The following is a 17,138-nucleotide window of genomic DNA, read 5'->3' on the forward strand; positions in this document are numbered from 1 at the left end:
ATGAGTATACGCATGAATCGCCACGCCTCCCCCACGAGCCCATCGCCCCTGAGCGGGTCCGCGCCCGGCGAGCCGGTGAGCCGCAACGCCGATGCCAGTCATGAACTCGGCGTGCGGGTCCGCGACCTCGATCTCTGGTACGGGAACACCCAGGCGCTGAAATCGATCGACCTGGATATCTATCAGAACAATATCACCGCACTGATTGGCCCCTCTGGCTGTGGCAAGTCGACCTTCCTGCGCTGCCTGAATCGCATGAACGACCTGATTCCCAGGGTGCGCATCCAGGGTCGGGTGGAGCTCGACGGGCAAGACGTGAACGCCGCCGGGATGGACGAGGTGGCGCTGCGCCGCCGGGTCGGCATGGTGTTTCAAAAGCCCAACCCCTTTCCCAAGTCGATCTTCGACAACGTGGCCTATGCCCCGCGCATGCACGATATCGTGAGTCGCAAGGCCGATGTGGAGGCGCTGGTGGAAGGCTCGCTACGCGATGCGGGCCTGTGGGAGGAGGTCAAGGACAAGCTGCACCAGCCCGGCACCTCGCTGTCCGGCGGCCAGCAACAGCGTCTGTGCATCGCCCGCGCCATTGCCGTGCAGCCGGAGGTAATCCTGATGGACGAGCCGACCTCGGCGCTGGACCCGATTTCCACGGCCACCATCGAGGACCTGATGGACCGGCTCAAGCGCCGTTACACCATCATCACGGTCACCCACAACATGCAGCAGGCCGCACGAATCGCCGACTACACGGCCTTTTTCCATCTGGGGGAGATGATCGAGTACAACGATACCAAGGCGATGTTCTCGACCCCCCACACCCGCAAGGCCGAGGATTATATTACCGGTCGCTACGGCTGAGACACATCACGCCGGCGGAGCCACCAGCCGCTGGCGGGGAAACACACAGCGGAAGGTAGCCCCCTGGCCCAGCCGGGAGTCGATCTCCAGTCGTGCCTCGTGGCGCAGCAGCACGTGCTTGACGATGGCAAGCCCGAGTCCGGTGCCCCCGGTGGCGGTGCTGCGGCCCTTGTCGATGCGATAAAAGCGCTCGGTAAGGCGTGGTATATGGGCCGCCGCGATCCCTTCGCCGTCGTCCTCGACTTCGACGCAGGCGCCGTCGCCGAGTGTGCGCCAGCGCAAGACGATCCGGCTGCCCGGCCCGGAGTAGCGCACGGCATTGAATGCCAGGTTGGATATCGCGCTCTGCAGCTCTTGTTCACAGCCCATCAGGTCGAGTGAGCTGTGTATATCCAGCGTAATCCGCTGCTGGCTGTCGGACAGTGCCTCGGCGTCACGGCGTACGGCCTCCAGCATGCCGGCAAGGTTGAGACGAGCATCCTCGCCGCTGCGATCGTTGTTTTCGAGTCGGGAAAGCAGCAGCAGGTCATTGACCAGGTTCTGCATGCGAGCGGTCTGCTTTTGCATCTGCGACACGCCGCGCCCGAGCCTCGGTGGCAGTGCCTCGGCCATGTCCTGATAGATCTCCAGATACCCGGTCAGCACGGTCAGGGGCGTGCGCAGCTCGTGGGAGACATTGGCGACGAAGTCACGGCGCACCTGTTCCAGGCGATGCAGGCGGGTGATATCCCGCGCCATCAGCAGGCGCTCATCGTTGCCGTAAAGGGTGATCTGGTACTGCAGGACCCGTCGTTCATCGACAGGCGACGCCAGGGTCAAGGGCTCGCGATAGTCCAGCACCTGCAAGTAGTCCTCGAAGTGCGGGTCTCGCAGCAGGCGGGTTATGTGCTGCCGTCGGCCCTGAATACGCTGGAGGCCCAGCATGCGTTCCGCGGCACTATTCCACCACTCTATATAGCCGTGGCTATCGAGCATGACCACGCTGTCGCGCATGGCCTCCGAAGAATCCTTGATCCGCGACAGGGTGTCACGCAGCCGCCGCTGGGTGACCTCTTGGACCTTCTGATAGCGATGGAGATGGTCGAACAGCTCCCCCCATACGCCGCCGCCGACGAGGGGCTTGTCGAGGGAGGGCTGGGTCAGCCATTGGTGCAGCGCGTGAAGCTGGCGCAGCTGGTAAGCGAGATACACGCCCAAGGCCGCGGCAAGGCCGGCGCTCACGGCAGAAAACAGCCAGCCAAGCAGCATGCCAAGGCCACACAGCGCGGCCAGGCGCCACATGTCTCGTCGCCAGAGTCGTGTCATGTCGGTGCCTGGTTCAGTGTTTGGTGGAGAAGCGATAGCCCGTGCCACGCACGGTCTGGATCAGTTGCTGGTGGGGGTCGCCGAGTGCCTTGCGCAGCCGGCGAATATGCACGTCCACGGTGCGCTCCTCCACGTAGACATTGCCCCCCCACACCTGGTCGAGCAACTGGCTCCGGGTGTAGACGCGTTCCTGATGGGTCATGAAGAATTGCAGCAGGCGGTATTCGGTAGGGCCGAGCTCCAGCGTCTCGTCATCGCGGCTGATGCGATGGCCGACGGGGTCGAGCAGCAGGCCGTTCACCGCCACCGTCTCATCGACGCCATAGGGGGAAGCACGCCGCAATACCGCCTTCAGGCGGGCCATCAGTTCACGGGGCGAGAAGGGCTTGGCGATGTAGTCGTCCGCACCGGCCTCCAGCCCTTGCACCTTGTTGTCCTCTTCGCCCTTCGCGGTCAGCATGATGATCGGCAGCTCGGCCGTCGCCGGATCGCGCTTGAGGCGGCGCGCGAGTTCGATACCGCTGGTGCCGGGCATCATCCAGTCGAGCAGTACCAGGTCGGGTTGATGATCGACGATCAAGGCATGCGCGGCCTGGGCGCTATCCGCCTCCAGCACGCGGTAGTCGGCCATCTCGAGTGTCAGGGCGATCATTTCCCGGATCGGGGCTTCATCATCGACAATCAGTACGGTTTTTGCGGTCATCCCGGGCTCCAGGTCAAGGATACTGATAATGACGGATTGATGACGATGACAACATGGTTTTATGACAATGCCGTGACAAGGCGGCGTGTCGATGGTCGGGGGCGTGTCGATGGTCGGGGGCGCTCATGGCGGGGGGGCTCGCTATAGCGCCGTGGCGTCCAGGGCGCCCTGCAGGCTCTCCTCCCAGCGGGTCGACTCCTCGCCGGGGCGGCTCAGCGTCAGCGTCAGCCGGTAGGGCAAAAGCTCCCGGTCGGAGAGCGCGAGGCGCGGGCCATCCGCTGTCAGCCGGCTCTCCAGGCGCCACTGATTGTCGCCGCCCTGCGTCAGGCCGCCGCCCCAGTCGAGGACCTGGGGGCCATCGCCCACCGCCAGCAGGGCGCGGACCAGGCTCTCCTGGAAGCGCTCGTCCCCGATGCCGAGCCCGGCGTCGACCTCGGGGGAGGCAAGCAGCAGCACCTGGTCGCTCGCCGGCCGGGGCAGCAGTGGCGCCGCCATGACATGCCCGGCGGCACGCTCGCCCAGGGTGAACAGCGCCCGGCGGATATTGCCGTCGGGACGCTCGGGGGCACCGGCACAGCCGGCAAGCAGCACCAGCCAGGTCAGGGCCAGCAGGGTCGTTGCGCGGGGGAGTGAGGCGTTCATGGAGGCGTACTCTCTGCGGTGGGATGGGGGGCCAGGGTGTCGAGGAAGCGGTCCAGGGTGTCGAAGAGGGCCTGACGGATGGGCTCCGCCTCGTTGACCAGGTGGTGGCGCGCCTCAGGATGCAGGTGGACCTCGGCGTTGGGAAACTTTTCCTTGAGCACCTCCAGGTTCCACATCCAGTCCACGGTCAGGTCCTGTTCCCCCTGCAGGATCAGGGTCGGCACCGGATTGGGCGGCAGTGCCAGCAGCCGTGGCATCCAGCGGCGCATGGCGCTGACCCAGTCCACCGCCACGCGATCGTCCTGGAGGGGGTCCCGGTCGCGCAGGAAGGCCGCGAATTCGGCATCCGTGGAGTTGGCGCGGAACTTGCGCGGGATCGAGCGCATGAAGGGGCCGACCAGGAGGTGAAGCCAGCTCGACTGGCGCCAGCCCCAGGGCCTGACCAGCGGGGCCAACAGGGCCAGGCCGGCCCATCTATCCGCGCTGCCGTGGGTCAGGGCGTCGGTGGCGAGTATTGCCGCGCCGGTGCTCTGGCCGATGCCCAGCCAGGGGCGCGGGGCGAGCCCCAGACACTCCAGATGGTCCTGGAGCGCGTGCAGGCAGTTGCCGTAGTCGTCGAAGTCCTCGATGGATGCGCGTCGACCGCTGGAGAGCCCATGACCGGGAAGGTCCCACAGCACCACTCGCCAGCCGCGTTCCAGCAGCCTCTCCAACAGGTGGCGATAGAGGCCCAGATGGTCGAAGTAGCCGTGCACCACGAAGGCCGTCCCGATGGGCGCCGGGGGACTCCATACCGAGGCCCACAGGCGGAAGTTTCCGGCGTCCAGGAAGCCCAGGTGCAGTCCCACCTGCCCGGCGAGCAGCGGCGCCAGGCCGTAGTAGCCCAGATAGCGCTCTAGATGATCGCCGTCGGGCAGTTCGGTCGCGGGGTCGATCCTGCGGAAGGGACCCAGGGCCTGCAGCGGGGTGAAATCGCTCATCGCATTCTCCAAGTGTGTCGCCATGCTAGCGGCAAGTGCGAGCCGTCACCATGCGGGCCGAGCGAATTTGTCCCCGGGCATCATCTTTTGGTCGAGTCTCGGTGGCAATGGTGGGATCTTGGCTTTACAGGTGGAAGTGTTTTCCACAAACTTGTTTCTACGCAGTCACCTAACCCTGTTGATGGCAGCCGGTGTGCACCCACTGCCTGCCCCGTGCGAGGAGATTCATCATGACCCAGCGTGTCACGCGTCACCGCCTCCTGGTGGCCGCCGAACTGGACCGGTTCATCAACGAGCAGGCGCTTCCGGGCACCGGCATTGACCCCGAGGCCTTCTGGGCCGGCGTCGATGCCCTCTTTCATGATTTGACCCCGAAGAACCGGGAACTGCTCGCCGAGCGTGATCGCCTGCAGGAACGGCTCGATGGCTGGCATCGCGAGCATCCTGGCACGATAAGCGACATGGCCGGCTATCGAGCCTTTCTCGAGGAGGTCGGCTATCTGGCCAAGGCTCCCGAAACGGTCGAGGTGACGACCGCCAACGTCGACCGTGAGGTCGCCGTTCAGGCCGGCCCGCAGCTGGTGGTGCCGGTCAACAACGCACGCTATGCCCTGAATGCCGCCAATGCCCGCTGGGGCAGCCTCTACGACGGGCTTTACGGCACCGACGTCATCTCCGAAGAGAACGGCGCCGAGAAGGGCACCAGCTTCAATCCCAAGCGTGGCGAGAAGGTGATCGCCTACGCCCGGGGCGTGCTCGACCGCGCCGCGCCGCTGGCCACCGGCTCCCACCGCGACGCCGTCAGGTATGCGCTGCGTGATGGCCACCTGGTCGTCACCCTGGACGGTGGCCGCGAGACCGGCCTCAAGGATGCCGGCAAGCTGGTGGGCTTCAACGGCCCGGCCGAGAGCCCCGACGCCATCCTGCTGAGCAACCACGGTCTGCACCTGGAAATCCAGATAGACCCCGACAACCCGATCGGCAAGACCGACCCGGCCGGCGTCAAGGACGTGGTGGTCGAGGCCGCGCTGACCGCGATCATGGACTGCGAGGACTCCGTGGCCGCGGTGGATGCCGAGGACAAGGTCGGCGTCTATGCCAGCTGGCTGGGCCTGATGAAGGGCGATTTGACGGAGCAAGTCGAGAAGGGAGGGAAGACCCTCACCCGCCGGCTCAACGCCGATCGTACCTGGCAGAATACCGACGGGGGTAGCGTGACCCTGCCGGGACGCTCGCTGATGTTCGTGCGTAACGTCGGCCACCTGATGACCACGCCGGCGGTACTCGATGCCGAGGGCAACGAGCTTCCCGAGGGCATCCTCGATGCCATCGTCACCAGCCTGGCCGCCCTGTACGACCTCCGTAAGGGCGAGAATGAGCCGCGCAACTCCCGCGAGGGCTCGGTCTATATCGTCAAGCCCAAGATGCACGGGCCGCAGGAGGTCGCGTTCTCCAACGAGCTGTTCGGCCGCGTCGAGGACCTGCTGGGCCTGGCCCGGGATACCCTGAAGATGGGCATCATGGACGAAGAGCGGCGCACCACGGTGAACCTCAAGGCCTGTATCGCCGAGGCGTCTTCCCGGGTGGTGTTTATCAACACCGGTTTCCTCGACCGCACCGGGGATGAAATGCATACCGCCATGGAGGCGGGCCCGATGATCCGCAAGGGCGACATGAAGGGCGCCGACTGGATCCAGGCCTACGAGAAGAATAACGTCCAGGTCGGCCTGGCCTGCGGCCTGCGCGGTCGTGCCCAGATCGGCAAGGGCATGTGGGCGATGCCCGACCTGATGGCCGCCATGCTCGAGCAGAAGATCGGCCATCCCAAGGCGGGCGCCAACACCGCCTGGGTGCCGTCACCGACCGCGGCTACCCTGCATGCCCTGCATTATCATCAGGTGGACGTCACCGCCATTCAGCGCGAGCTGGAAGGGCAGGGCGAGCCGGATCTTCTGGATGACCTGCTCAGCGTGCCGGTGGCCGCAAGCGCCGACTGGGGCGATGAGGCGCTGCAGCAGGAGCTCGATAACAACTGCCAGGGCATCCTCGGTTATGTGGTGCGCTGGGTCGAGCACGGCGTGGGCTGTTCCAAGGTGCCGGACATCCACGACGTGGGCCTGATGGAGGACCGGGCGACCCTGCGGATCTCCAGCCAGCATATCGCCAACTGGCTGCATCACGGCGTGGTCGATGCCGCCCGCGTCCAGGAGACCCTGGAGCGCATGGCCAGGGTGGTCGACGAGCAGAATGCCGATGACCCGGCGTACACGCCGATGAGTGCGGACTTCGAAGGCTCCAGCGCCTTCCAGGCCGCCAGCGACCTGGTCTTCAAGGGCCGCGTGCAGCCATCCGGCTACACCGAGCCGCTGTTGCACCACTGGCGTGCCGTTCACAAGGCCAAGTAAGCGCCTCCGGCCTCGGCGTCTCCCGCCGGGGCATCCATCTAGCGCCCTCCGCGGTCATGCCGCGGAGGGCGCTTTCGTTGGGGAACGAGCCGCCTGAACTGTCAGCGCCGGCGACGGTCGGCTAAGGTGGTGCCTGTTGCACTCATCTTCGTCACTCGCCACCGCAGGGAGGCCCGCCATGCCCGTGATGACCGCCGCCGTCATCGAGGATTTCCTCGATGAGATATTTCCCCAGCGTTTCGGCACCATCGAGGCCGTCGATCATATGAAGGCCACCATGAGCCTGGCCATCGATGACGAGCACCTGCGCCCGGGTGCCAGCGTCTCCGGGCCCACCCTGATGGGCCTGGCCGACGTCTGCCTCTATGTGGCGATACTCGCCGAGATCGGTCCCGAGCCCATGGCGGTGACCAGCGATCTACACTGTCGCTTCCTGCGTCGCCCCCGGGGGGATCGCGATATCATCGCCACCGCCCGCATCCTCAAGCTGGGACGACGCCTGGCGGTGGGCGAGGTGCAGCTGTTCTCCGCCGGCAGCGAGGAGCCGGTGGCCCTGGTCACCGCCACCTATGCCCTGCCGGATCGCGACTAGGGTTTCAGGCGCGGGAAGGGGCACGCAGCAGGGCGGCGGCCAGGGCCAGCCAGCCGCCGATCAGCAGCACGCCGCCGAGGGGCGTGATCATTCCCAGCCGGGTCGCGCCACTGAGGGCCATGGCGTAGAGCGAGCCGGAGAAAAGCGCGATACCGGCGGCCCATAACCCCATGGCCAGGCGCTGGCCAGGCAGGCATACGCTGCCGCGCCAGGCGAGCACCGCCAACAGTGCCAGGGTGTGCCACGCCTGGTAGCGCACCCCGGTCTCGAAGGCCGCCGCCAGCCGTGGTGTCAGCTGTCCCTCCAGGGCGTGGGCGGCGAAGGCGCCGGCGACCACCACCAGGGCGCCGGAAAGTGCCGTGCCCAGCCACCATCTCCGATCCTGCATACAACGTCCTCATTACGGGTAGAATCGGTGGTTACCGTACCCCGGACGCGCCTTAGCCGCTACAATACCCGCGCCCTGATCCAGGCCCTGACGATTCAGCCCAGAAAGAGTTGCCCCGCGCCATGACCGATCCCCGACACGATGACAAGACCACCGGCCCGGAGGGGGCGGATGCTCCGCTGCACCGCCGCGGCATCAAGAGCTATGTGCTGCGCGCCGGGCGCATGACCCAGGCCCAGACGCGTGGGCTCGACGAGGTATGGCCGCGCCTGGGGCTGACCCTGGCCGAGGGGCGTCAGGATCTTGCCACCCTGTTCGGGCGCGAAGCCCCTCGGGTGCTGGAAATCGGCTTCGGCATGGGGGCCTCGCTGCTGGAGCAGGCCGAGACCCACCCCGATACCGACTTCATCGGCATCGAGGTACATGCGCCGGGCGTCGGCAAGCTGCTCGACGAGGCCGACAAGCGTGGCCTCACCAACCTGCGTGTCTACCGTGAGGATGCCCTGGCGGTCATGGAGCAGTGCCTGCCCGAGGCCAGCCTCGATACCCTGCAGCTGTTCTTCCCCGACCCCTGGCCCAAGAAGAAGCACCACAAGCGGCGCATCGTGCAGCCCGCCTTCGTCGAGCTGGTGCGCTCGCGGCTGAAGGCCGGCGGCACCTTCCACCTGGCCACCGACTGGGAGGCCTACGCCGAATGGATGGCCGAGGTGATGGACGGCACCCCCGGCTTTTCCAACACCGCCGACGCCGAGACCGCCCCCTATGTGCCGCGCCCGGCGTTTCGTCCCTTGACCAAGTTCGAGGCCCGCGGCGAGCGGTTGGGGCATGGCGTCTGGGATCTCATCTATCGCCGCGCCGAGTGATTCCGGCGTTGCTTCAAGCACTTGGGCTGTCAAATGAAAATGGATCATGATGCTCATCGACTTGCACCAGATATGGGGCTTGCTGGTGAGATGTGGTCTATATATGGTAGTCGGGCCCGCGGGTGACGACAGGGCCTGTCACCGACATGACGCATGTCAGTGCAGCCCCGGGAGCACCGGCCTAGGATAAACGGTTCGGCGGCCCTGAGAGGCTGTCGGACTTGACCGATCGGAACGAGAGATTCGGACCTCGGAGTAGATCAGCGTTAAGTCCGGCAGGCTCCTGGCCGCATGGTTACCCTTCAGGAGAGCTGTCATGACTCTGCCGTTACTGTCCCTGCCGCGTCCTCCCGCACCCGCCCGCCTGATCCGCGTCCTCGATCCGCGCGTGCCGGTCGGCATCAAGCGTTGCCTGGTGGAGCCGCTGCTCAATCGCACCTTCGCCGAGCCTCTGGCCGAGGGGGAGTTCGACGCCCTGGAAGGGCGCCGCATCACCCTGGCCATCGAGGATCTCGGCATGGCGCTGACGCTGACCCTGGAGAATGAGCGCCTGGCGGTGTGTACCGAGCCCGGCGAGGCCACCATTCGTGGTGGCTGGAGAGAATTTCTCTGCCTGGCGACGCGACGCGAGGACCCCGATGCGATGTTCTTTCAGCGCCGGCTGCTGATCGAGGGCGACACCGAACTGGGACTGATGGTCAAGAATCTGCTCGATGGTCGCGAGGAGGGCTTGGCCCAGGGTCCCTTCGGCGAACTGCTGGTCCGCCTGGAGCGACTGGCAAGACGCACGAACTGACTTTTTCGATTAACGCATTTCTTCCGGAGTCATCCGAATGAGCACTTCCACCAAGGCAGTGAAGTCATCCAACGAGGTGCCCCTGCAGGGGCCGTCCCGCGATATCTGGGACTCCAAGTATCGCCTCAAGGACCGTCATGGAGCATCCGTGGACCAGGACGTGACCGCTACCTGGGACCGCGTGGCCCGGGCGCTCGCCGCGGTGGAAGGCAAGCAGGCCGACACCTGGCTGCCGAAGTTTCGCTGGGCGCTGGAGAACGGTGCCATTCCTGCGGGCCGCATCATGTCCAATGCCGGCGCCGAGGCCTACAAGCCCGCGGTGAGCCTGATCAACTGCACGGTATCACGCACGATTCGTGACTCCATGCACGACATCCTCGGCTCCGTGGTGGATGCCGGCATGACCCTCAAGGCGGGCTGCGGCATCGGCTATGACTTCTCCACCCTGCGGCACAAGGGCGCCTTCGTGTTCGGCGCCGGGGCGGGCACCAACGGCCCCCTGGCGTTCATGGATATCTACGACAAGATGTGCTTCACGGTAGCCTCCGCCGGTGGTCGCCGCGGCGCCCAGATGGGCACCTTCGATGTCGGCCATCCCGATGTACGTCAGTTCATCGAGGCCAAGCGCGAGGCGGGGCGCCTGCGCCAGTTCAACCTCAGCCTGCTGATCACCGACGAGTTCATGGAAGCGGTGAAGCACGACAGCGACTGGCCGCTGGCCTTCCCGCTGCATGCCGGCGAGAAGGATGACGTCGATGAGAGTGAACTGATCTACCGCGACTGGCCGGTGATAGAAGAAGGCTACACCGTCGACGCCGAGGGCCGCGTCGCCTGTCGTATCGTCGAGGTGATCAAGGCGCGCGAGCTGTGGGACACCATCATGAGCTCCACCTACGACTACGCCGAGCCGGGCTTTATCCTGATCGATCAGGTCAACCGCATGAACAACAACTGGTTCTGCGAGGAGATTCGTGCCACCAACCCTTGCGGAGAGCAGCCGCTGCCGCCTGAGGGCGCCTGCCTGCTGGGCTCGGTGAACCTGACCCGGTTCGTCATCGACCCCTTCGGCAAGAAGCCGCGCTTCGACTGGGCACGCTACCGTGAAGTGGTGGGGGTCTTTACCCGCATGCTGGATAACGTGGTGGAAATCAGTGGCCTGCCGCTCGAAGGGCAACGCCGCGAGATCGAGGCCAAGCGTCGTCACGGCATGGGTTTCCTGGGCCTGGGCTCTACCCTGACCATGCTCAAGATTCCCTATGGCTCGCCGGAGTCGCTCGCCTTCACCGAAGAGGTGAGCCGCAGCCTGGCCGTCGAGGGCTGGAAGCAGGCCCTAGAGCTCTCCCGCGAGAAGGGCATGGCGCCGGCACTCGCCGAGGACTACGAGATTACGCCCAAGATGCTGCGTGAGCGCCCCGAGCTCAAGAAGGATGGCTACGAGATCGGCGACAAGGTCCCCGGCCGGATCCTGCATGCACGCTACAGCCGCTATATGCAGAAGGTTGCCGACGTGGAGCCGGAGCTGGTCACCCAGCTTGCCGAGCACGGGGCGCGCTTTACCCACCACAGTTCCATCGCACCGACGGGCACCATCTCGCTGTCGTTGGGCAACAATGCCTCCAATGGCATCGAACCGTCGTTCTCGCACCGCTATTTCCGCAACGTGATCCAGGCGGGCAAGAAGACCAAGGAGCAGGTGGAGGTTGTCTCCTTCGAGCTGGCGGCCTATCGTCACTTCATTGCCGCCGACGCCGTGGAGAGCGATCTGCCGGACTACTTCATTACCGCCGATGCCGTTTCGCCGAAGCAGCACGTGGCGGTGCAGGCTGCCGCCCAGGCGTGGGTCGACTCGGCGATCTCCAAGACGGTCAACGTGCCCACCGAGTTCCCCTTCGAGGAGTTCAAGGATCTCTACCTCGATGCCTATGCCAGCAAGCTCAAGGGCTGTACCACCTTCCGCTTCAATCCGGAGGCCTTCCAGGGCGTGCTGGTGCGCGAGGATGATCTCAAGAACACCACCTACGTGTTCGAGCTGGAGAATGGCGAGAGCGTCGAGCTGTCGGGTGACGAGAAGGTCATCTATGACGGTGAGGAGCACAACGCGGCCAACCTCTATGACGCACTGAAGGAAGGCACCTATGGCAAGTGGTAATAGCGGCCTTCGCCGGATCAGCCTCGAGCGCTGGATGCCCAGTGCCACCCAACAACTCTCCGGAGGAGCCCCCTGATGGCCGTCGAAATCAATTCCAAGATTGTTTCCTATAGCGTCAAGAAGGCGGTGGAAGAGCCGCCACTGCCCGAGGAGAACCCGCTTACGGTCCGCATTCCCTCGCGTCCCGAGGGTACCCTGGAGGCCGTGTCGGAGAAGATCTCCTATGTGGGCGCGGAGGGCCGCAAGAAGGTCTACCTGCTGGTGTCGTTCATGCCCGTGGAGGGTGTGCTCAACGGCAAGCGCGTGGTGGTCGAGCGCCCGGTAGAGTTCTTCTTCCCCTCCGGCCAGCTCTCCAGCGAACACCAGTGGATCACCGCCACCATGCGCAGCCTGTCGCTGGCCGCTCGCGGCGGTTATGTCACCCAGGCGGTGGCCGATCTGCGCAAGGTGGCCTGGGACAAGGGCCTGGTGCGCTGCGGCATGAATCGGTGGGGCAAACCGGTGTTCCACGACTCCGAGGTGGCGGCCATCGCCTGGTCGATCCAGCAGATCCTCTATCGCCGCGGTTTCCTCGACCAGGACGGCAACCAGGTCCCGGTGGAGGAGCTGGTGGCGCGCTATGCCCAGCGCCAGGCCAGCGGCCACCTGTGGGTGCCGCCTACCGCGGAAGAGATCGAGCAGGCCGAGCGCAAGACCCAGGAAGCCGCGCAGGCCAAGGGTGACGGCCCCACCGTGGTCGGCCATTGCCCCGAATGCAACGGCGAGTTGATCATGATGGATGGCTGCCCCACCTGTTACTCCGGCTGCGGCTGGTCCAAGTGCGGTTAATGACCTGATGCGGATACCTGATCAAGAAACCGGCTGACGCCGCTGGTTCACAAAGCGCCCGGTGCACTGCATCGGGCGCTTCGCATTGCGACGCTGGTTATCGACAGGGAGTCACTATCCTTGGCTATGGCGCCACGGCCTTCAGGCCGACGGCCCCGCAGATGATGCAGGCAAGAAAGAGCAGACGGAGGCGGCTCATGGGCTCCTTGAAGAAGCATACCCCCATCACGACGGCTCCCGTGGCACCCAGTCCGGTCCAGATGGCATAGGCGGTTCCCAGCGGTATCTCACGCATCGCCAGTGCCAGGAAGTAGAAACCCAGCGAGAAGACGCCGACCACTATCGCCAGCCACCTCCATGTGCCTCGCTTCAGGTACATGTTGATGCTGGCAACGCCGAAGATTTCTCCAAGGCTGGCAATAAGCAGGTAGATCCAGGCCATCTATGCGCCATCCCCTTTCACCGGTGACGCCTCTTCAAGACGCTTTCCGTCGGCCTGTGTCGTCATCTGAACGCCCACGACACCGACAATGATCAGCAAGAGAAAAAGCCCCTTGAGAAGGGTAAACGGCTCGCCCAGGAGCGTGAAGTCAATGATGGCGATGACGGCCGCGCCGGACCCCGTGAAGGTGGCATATACGGCCCCGGAAGGCAGCACGGCGCAGGCCCTGATAATGAAATAGAAGCTGAAGATCAGCGCGGTGACCGTTCCACCCCACATCCAGAGGTTGTCGGAGAACTTCAGGCCCAGCACCCAGAAGATCTCCACGAATGCCGCCAGAAATACATACATCCACCCCATGTTTTAGTTCTCCACGCTGACCGGGGCGTCACACCGAGACATCGCCAGGCCCTGGAGAGTGGCGTCCTTGGCTATCTTCATGTGCCCCGCGGAAAATGAAACCCCCAGCATAGAGCATTCGTCGAAGAAGTGAATCCAGTCGTGCAGCTCGACCCCCCGGGGGTGAAGTCATGCCAGTGCAGCATTAATTTATTAAATCTAATCAATCGTCCCGGACCATCACTCTCGTGGACCGGGACGATTTGTCGTGCTTATGGGGGGAGGTGGCTGACTATGAAGCGAGAGCCTCCTTGCGTGCTCCGCGCTGGGTTATTGTCTCCTCGCCTTCCTTCAGGGTCGGGCGCAGCAGCAGCATGGCGATGGCGATGACCAGCAGCACCGAGGCCTCATGCACCAGCATGCCGATGGCCATGGTCACGCCGCCGAAGAGCACGCCGAACAGCAGCAGGGCGACTGTCAGCAGAGCGATGATGATGTTGAGATGCATGGTCCTTACCGTCCGCTTGGCCAGGGCGAGGGCATAGGGCAGGCGGGGTAGACGGTCGGCCATCAGGGCGATATCCGCGGTTTCGATGGCTGCCGGTGAGCCGGCGGCCCCCATGGCGATGCCGATGTCGGCCTGGGCGAGGGCGGGGGTATCGTTGACGCCGTCGCCGACCATGGCCACGGTATGGCCTCGGCTCTGCAGCTCCTTGACGATGACCAGCTTGTCTTCGGGCATCAGCTCGGCGCGCACTTCATCGATGCCGAGATCAACGGCGATGTTCTCGGCGACACGCTTGGCATCTCCGGTGGCCATGATGACTCTGATGCCATTGTCATGCAGTGCCTCGACCGCCTGGCCGGCAGTGTCGCGAAGGGTATCCGCCACGGCCACGATACCGACGGCGCAGCCGTCGACGCCGACGTACATGGCGGTCTTGCCGGCGGTGTTGAGTTCCAGGAGGGGTGTCCTGTCCGGGGCCTGGTCGAGCAGGTCGGCGGTGCCGACGGCGATGGTGCGTCCATCAATAGTGGCGCGAATACCCTTGCCGGCAACCGGATCCGCCTTGTCGACCATCCCGACGGCCAGTTCACGCTGTTCGGCGCCGCGGATGATCGCTTCCGCCAGAGGATGTTCGGAGGCGGTCTCGGCCCCGGCGGCCAGGGTGAGCACCTGGTCTTCGCTGTAGGCGTCATCCAGCACGACCACATCGGTCAGCATCGGCCTGCCGTTGGTCAGGGTGCCGGTCTTGTCCACTACCACGGCGCTGACACGGGCCGAGGTTTCGAGATATTCGCCGCCCTTGATCAGGACACCATCCCTGGCCGCGCGGCCGATACCCGCCACGATGGATACCGGAATGGAGATCACCATGGCACCCGGGCAGCCGATGACCAGCAGGGTCAGAGCCAGTTCCACATTGCGGGTGATCAGGCCGATCGCCAGTGCGGTAAGCATGACCCCCGGGGTGTAGTACCCGGAGAATTTCTCCATGAAGGTCTGGGTCCTGGCCTTGTCATCCTGGGCGTCCTCGACGCGGTGGATGATCCTGGCCAGGGCCGTGTCCGAGCCGATGCCAATCGCCTTGACGCGCAGCAGGCCCGATCTCAGCCAGGTGCCGGCGAAGACCTCCTCGCCTTCGGCCTTCTCGGCGGGAACGGACTCACCGGTGATGGTGGCCTCATCCACGCCGCCGTGGCCGGTGACCACGGTGCCATCGACGGGAACCTGTTCACCGTTCTTGATCAGCACGATGTCGCCGGGCACAAGCTCCCAGATTTCTATGCTCTGTGCTTCCCCTTCACGCAGCACGGTGGCCGTCTCGGGAGCGGCATCCACCAGGTCCGTCAGAGCCTTGCGGGTCTTGTTGAGGGTGGCTCTTTCCAGGGCGCCACCGAATGCGAAGAGGAAGGTGACCGCGGCCGATTCCCAGTAGTTGTTGATAAACAGGGCGCCGATGGCGGCAACGGTGACCAGCAGGTCGATGGAGACGGTCTTGACCCGCAGCGCTTGAATGGCGGAGATGGCGATCTGGTAGCCGGCCACTACGGCCGCCGCGATCATCAGGGCGTCCCAGCCGGTGATCCAGGAGGCGATGATCAACAGCCCCGAAACGACCACCACACCCCAGTTTTTCCAGCGTGTCATAGGAGTAACCTCCAGATTCCAAGAGGGTTACGGATCGCGCCCTACCGGCGCGATTCGTAAGGACATGCCTTTTTTCATGGCACAGGTACCCGGATCAGATGGTCGAGGGCTTGACGGTAAAGCCGACCTCGGCGATGGCATCGACAAGATTGCGTATCGAGGCTTTCTCCGGGTCGTGACTGACGATCACCCGGCCGGACGCGAACTTCACCTCGGCGGATTCGACACCGTCGAGCCCCTTGAGTCTGGTCTCGATCTTCTCGACGCAGCTGGGGCAGGAAAACTCACTGGAGCGCAGGGTGGTGGTCTTGAGGGAAACGGAGTTGTTCATGGTCGCTGACTCCTGACGTGATGGATGGAGCAGTTTCTCAGTGCGGGTACGACCTGGTGAATTTTTGCCCTGCACTGATGATGCTGAGTTATGTCTCCATGATAGGGAGCCGCGGTGGCCGGGTCGTTCTTTAGCGTGATTTCGTACGTTGTTGTTATTTGTTAGAAAAATTGTTTAAAAACAATGCAATACAGGTTCGTTTTGAAGGTTTTCTGAAAGTCGAACCCTAGCCCCGGGCACGATAGGCGCTGGGCGTCATGCCGGTAGCCTTCCTGAAGGCCGTATTGAAGACCGACTTGGAGTTGAAGCCCGAGTCATACATCACCTGCAGGATGGTGGTGCCTGCCTCGGCAGCGTGCAGCTGTCGACGGGCTTCGGCGACGCGGTAGTCGCTGACGAGTTCAAAGAAGTTCTTCTCGAGTCCCTGGTTGATCGCTTGTGACAGCTCCCGGGTGGGCACGCCAAGCTGCCAAGCCAGCTGTTCCACCGTCAGATTGGCATCCAGATAGGGTCTGGCTTCGGCCATGTGGTTCTCAAGGCGTCGAAGCAGCGCACTATCTATTTCCCTGTCTGGCGCGTCTTGTTTGTCGTCCTGTGCCAGGAGCGCTTCTTCGGCGCTCAGCCCCGAGAAGATGGCGGGCTGGCGCAGGGCGTGGATCAGCAGATAATTGATAAACAGAAAACCGGTGATGCCACCGATAGCGGAGACCCACGCGGCGCTGGCATCGCTCTTGAAGACATGAGCGGAGAGGCAATAGAACAGGCTGAGGGTCCAGACAAGGGCATAACCGATCAGCAGCGTGCGTAGCCAGGCCAGCTGCTTGTTCTCCAGGTTGGAGAAGAGCTGGCGTACCGTGGTGCCGAAGCGGTTGATGGCGCGAACGGTGGCCCAGAGGTAGCCCAGGAAGACCAGGTGGATGGTGGCGGCCAGCAAGGGGGAGGTGAGTACGCCCGGGTGGTCGCGGCTCAGCAGGATCTGCAGCTTGATCTCTTCGGGCTGCAGGTAATACTCCACCAGGAAAATTGCCGATACTGCCAAGAACAGCAGGCTATGCACGGCGTGCCTGGGTACCAGGCGGAACTCGCTATACATCAGTGATTGGGCATAGAGATAGAGCAGGCCCGCCTGAAGCAGGCCGAGCAGCGTGCCCTGATACGCCAGGTTTGGATACTGCAGGGCAAGCCCGGTCGAGTAGAGGAAGACTTCGCTCAGGCCGGCCGCGAAGGTCAGGACGCTGGCCGCCAGCAGCCGGTTGCTGATCAGCCGGAATGTCTCGGGCAATAGCAGGAAGGCGGCCAGGCCCAGCGACTGGATGATGCTGGTGGCCAGCAGAAGATCGACCAGTGTCAGATACATGAAAGCTC

General features: G+C 64.2%; 17 protein-coding genes. 7 read left to right on the forward strand and 10 right to left on the reverse strand.

All coding sequences use genetic code 11. The annotated features are described in order from the left end of the window. Positions 1-12: 12 nt before the first annotated feature. Positions 13-858, forward strand: a complete 846-nt coding sequence (gene pstB, locus Q358_RS0102395) for a phosphate ABC transporter ATP-binding protein PstB (protein ID WP_027960579.1) — start codon at positions 13-15, stop codon at positions 856-858. Positions 859-864: 6 nt separating this feature from the next. Here pstB and phoR read toward each other — a convergent pair whose 3' ends face one another. From phoR to Q358_RS16375, 4 genes are all read right to left on the reverse strand, one after another. Beyond that, a complete protein-coding gene (phoR, locus tag Q358_RS0102400; protein ID WP_027960580.1) occupies positions 865-2,163 on the reverse strand; it encodes a phosphate regulon sensor histidine kinase PhoR in 1,299 nt (432 codons plus the stop codon). A gap of 13 nt (positions 2,164-2,176) precedes the next feature. Then, entirely contained in the window at positions 2,177-2,866 is a 690-nt protein-coding gene (phoB, locus tag Q358_RS0102405) for a phosphate regulon transcriptional regulator PhoB (RefSeq protein WP_027960581.1), read from the reverse strand. A 141-nt stretch (positions 2,867-3,007) separates the two neighbouring features. Next, positions 3,008-3,508 (reverse strand): hypothetical protein, encoded by a 501-nt coding sequence (locus Q358_RS0102410; RefSeq protein ID WP_027960582.1) that lies wholly within the window; start codon positions 3,506-3,508, stop codon positions 3,008-3,010. Further along, a complete protein-coding gene (locus Q358_RS16375) occupies positions 3,505-4,488 on the reverse strand; it encodes an alpha/beta hydrolase (protein ID WP_043487520.1) in 984 nt (327 codons plus the stop codon). The genes Q358_RS0102410 and Q358_RS16375 overlap by 4 nt, the downstream gene beginning before the upstream one ends. A gap of 230 nt (positions 4,489-4,718) precedes the next feature. On the opposite strand from Q358_RS16375, the gene Q358_RS0102420 reads away from it, so the two are divergent. Further along, a complete protein-coding gene (locus Q358_RS0102420; RefSeq protein ID WP_027960583.1) occupies positions 4,719-6,893 on the forward strand; it encodes a malate synthase G in 2,175 nt (724 codons plus the stop codon). A gap of 178 nt (positions 6,894-7,071) precedes the next feature. Continuing rightward, positions 7,072-7,485: a PaaI family thioesterase gene (locus tag Q358_RS0102425; RefSeq protein ID WP_027960584.1), complete on the forward strand. Its 414-nt coding sequence runs from the start codon at positions 7,072-7,074 to the stop codon at positions 7,483-7,485. A 4-nt stretch (positions 7,486-7,489) separates the two neighbouring features. Here the strand turns inward: Q358_RS0102425 and Q358_RS0102430 are convergent, their stop codons facing one another. Further along, positions 7,490-7,873, reverse strand: a complete 384-nt coding sequence (locus tag Q358_RS0102430; RefSeq protein ID WP_027960585.1) for a DUF423 domain-containing protein — start codon at positions 7,871-7,873, stop codon at positions 7,490-7,492. Between the two features lie 122 nt (positions 7,874-7,995). On the opposite strand from Q358_RS0102430, the gene trmB reads away from it, so the two are divergent. From trmB to Q358_RS0102450, 4 genes are all read left to right on the forward strand, one after another. Continuing rightward, the gene (gene trmB / locus Q358_RS0102435) at positions 7,996-8,736 is read left to right on the forward strand and encodes a tRNA (guanosine(46)-N7)-methyltransferase TrmB (RefSeq protein ID WP_027960586.1); all 741 of its coding nucleotides are present in this window, start codon (positions 7,996-7,998) and stop codon (positions 8,734-8,736) included. Positions 8,737-9,052: 316 nt separating this feature from the next. Continuing rightward, complete coding sequence (ubiT, locus tag Q358_RS0102440) at positions 9,053-9,532, forward strand: ubiquinone anaerobic biosynthesis accessory factor UbiT (protein ID WP_043487522.1); 480 nt, start codon at positions 9,053-9,055, stop codon at positions 9,530-9,532. 37 nt (positions 9,533-9,569) lie between these two features. Further along, complete coding sequence (locus tag Q358_RS0102445; protein ID WP_027960588.1) at positions 9,570-11,681, forward strand: adenosylcobalamin-dependent ribonucleoside-diphosphate reductase; 2,112 nt, start codon at positions 9,570-9,572, stop codon at positions 11,679-11,681. 75 nt (positions 11,682-11,756) lie between these two features. After that, on the forward strand, positions 11,757-12,509 hold the full coding sequence (locus Q358_RS0102450; protein ID WP_027960589.1) for a hypothetical protein: 753 nt from the start codon (positions 11,757-11,759) through the stop codon (positions 12,507-12,509). A gap of 124 nt (positions 12,510-12,633) precedes the next feature. On the opposite strand, the gene Q358_RS0102455 is transcribed toward Q358_RS0102450, so the two are convergent. The 5 genes from Q358_RS0102455 to Q358_RS0102480 form a co-directional block, all read right to left on the reverse strand. Then, a complete protein-coding gene (locus tag Q358_RS0102455; RefSeq protein ID WP_027960590.1) occupies positions 12,634-12,951 on the reverse strand; it encodes a DMT family transporter in 318 nt (105 codons plus the stop codon). After that, positions 12,952-13,311 (reverse strand): DMT family transporter, encoded by a 360-nt coding sequence (locus Q358_RS0102460; RefSeq protein ID WP_027960591.1) that lies wholly within the window; start codon positions 13,309-13,311, stop codon positions 12,952-12,954. It lies immediately after the preceding gene. 271 nt (positions 13,312-13,582) lie between these two features. Then, complete coding sequence (locus Q358_RS0102470) at positions 13,583-15,442, reverse strand: heavy metal translocating P-type ATPase (protein WP_027960592.1); 1,860 nt, start codon at positions 15,440-15,442, stop codon at positions 13,583-13,585. A gap of 94 nt (positions 15,443-15,536) precedes the next feature. Beyond that, on the reverse strand, positions 15,537-15,773 hold the full coding sequence (locus tag Q358_RS0102475) for a heavy-metal-associated domain-containing protein (RefSeq protein ID WP_027960593.1): 237 nt from the start codon (positions 15,771-15,773) through the stop codon (positions 15,537-15,539). A gap of 226 nt (positions 15,774-15,999) precedes the next feature. Continuing rightward, a complete protein-coding gene (locus Q358_RS0102480; protein ID WP_027960594.1) occupies positions 16,000-17,130 on the reverse strand; it encodes a helix-turn-helix domain-containing protein in 1,131 nt (376 codons plus the stop codon). Positions 17,131-17,138: the final 8 nt, after the last annotated feature.

Origin of the sequence: Halomonas halodenitrificans DSM 735, from assembly GCF_000620045.1 — a bacterium.
GTDB lineage: Bacteria > Pseudomonadota > Gammaproteobacteria > Pseudomonadales > Halomonadaceae > Halomonas > Halomonas halodenitrificans.

Excerpts from the sequence above, each read along its gene's own strand:
- Q358_RS0102470 (WP_027960592.1), bottom strand. The coding sequence starts at position 15,442 with ATGACACGCTGGAAAAACTGGGGTGTGGTGGTCGTTTCGGGGCTGTTG.
- Q358_RS0102475 (WP_027960593.1), bottom strand. The coding sequence starts at position 15,773 with ATGAACAACTCCGTTTCCCTCAAGACCACCACCCTGCGCTCCAGTGAG.
- Q358_RS16375 (WP_043487520.1), bottom strand. The coding sequence starts at position 4,488 with ATGAGCGATTTCACCCCGCTGCAGGCCCTGGGTCCCTTCCGCAGGATC.
- Q358_RS0102460 (WP_027960591.1), bottom strand. The coding sequence starts at position 13,311 with ATGGGGTGGATGTATGTATTTCTGGCGGCATTCGTGGAGATCTTCTGG.
- phoB (WP_027960581.1), bottom strand. The coding sequence starts at position 2,866 with ATGACCGCAAAAACCGTACTGATTGTCGATGATGAAGCCCCGATCCGG.
- Q358_RS0102410 (WP_027960582.1), bottom strand. The coding sequence starts at position 3,508 with ATGAACGCCTCACTCCCCCGCGCAACGACCCTGCTGGCCCTGACCTGG.
- Q358_RS0102430 (WP_027960585.1), bottom strand. The coding sequence starts at position 7,873 with ATGCAGGATCGGAGATGGTGGCTGGGCACGGCACTTTCCGGCGCCCTG.
- pstB (WP_027960579.1), top strand. The coding sequence starts at position 13 with ATGAATCGCCACGCCTCCCCCACGAGCCCATCGCCCCTGAGCGGGTCC.
- trmB (WP_027960586.1), top strand. The coding sequence starts at position 7,996 with ATGACCGATCCCCGACACGATGACAAGACCACCGGCCCGGAGGGGGCG.
- Q358_RS0102455 (WP_027960590.1), bottom strand. The coding sequence starts at position 12,951 with ATGGCCTGGATCTACCTGCTTATTGCCAGCCTTGGAGAAATCTTCGGC.
- Q358_RS0102480 (WP_027960594.1), bottom strand. The coding sequence starts at position 17,130 with ATGTATCTGACACTGGTCGATCTTCTGCTGGCCACCAGCATCATCCAG.
- Q358_RS0102425 (WP_027960584.1), top strand. The coding sequence starts at position 7,072 with ATGCCCGTGATGACCGCCGCCGTCATCGAGGATTTCCTCGATGAGATA.
- phoR (WP_027960580.1), bottom strand. The coding sequence starts at position 2,163 with ATGACACGACTCTGGCGACGAGACATGTGGCGCCTGGCCGCGCTGTGT.
- Q358_RS0102450 (WP_027960589.1), top strand. The coding sequence starts at position 11,757 with ATGGCCGTCGAAATCAATTCCAAGATTGTTTCCTATAGCGTCAAGAAG.
- ubiT (WP_043487522.1), top strand. The coding sequence starts at position 9,053 with ATGACTCTGCCGTTACTGTCCCTGCCGCGTCCTCCCGCACCCGCCCGC.
- Q358_RS0102420 (WP_027960583.1), top strand. The coding sequence starts at position 4,719 with ATGACCCAGCGTGTCACGCGTCACCGCCTCCTGGTGGCCGCCGAACTG.
- Q358_RS0102445 (WP_027960588.1), top strand. The coding sequence starts at position 9,570 with ATGAGCACTTCCACCAAGGCAGTGAAGTCATCCAACGAGGTGCCCCTG.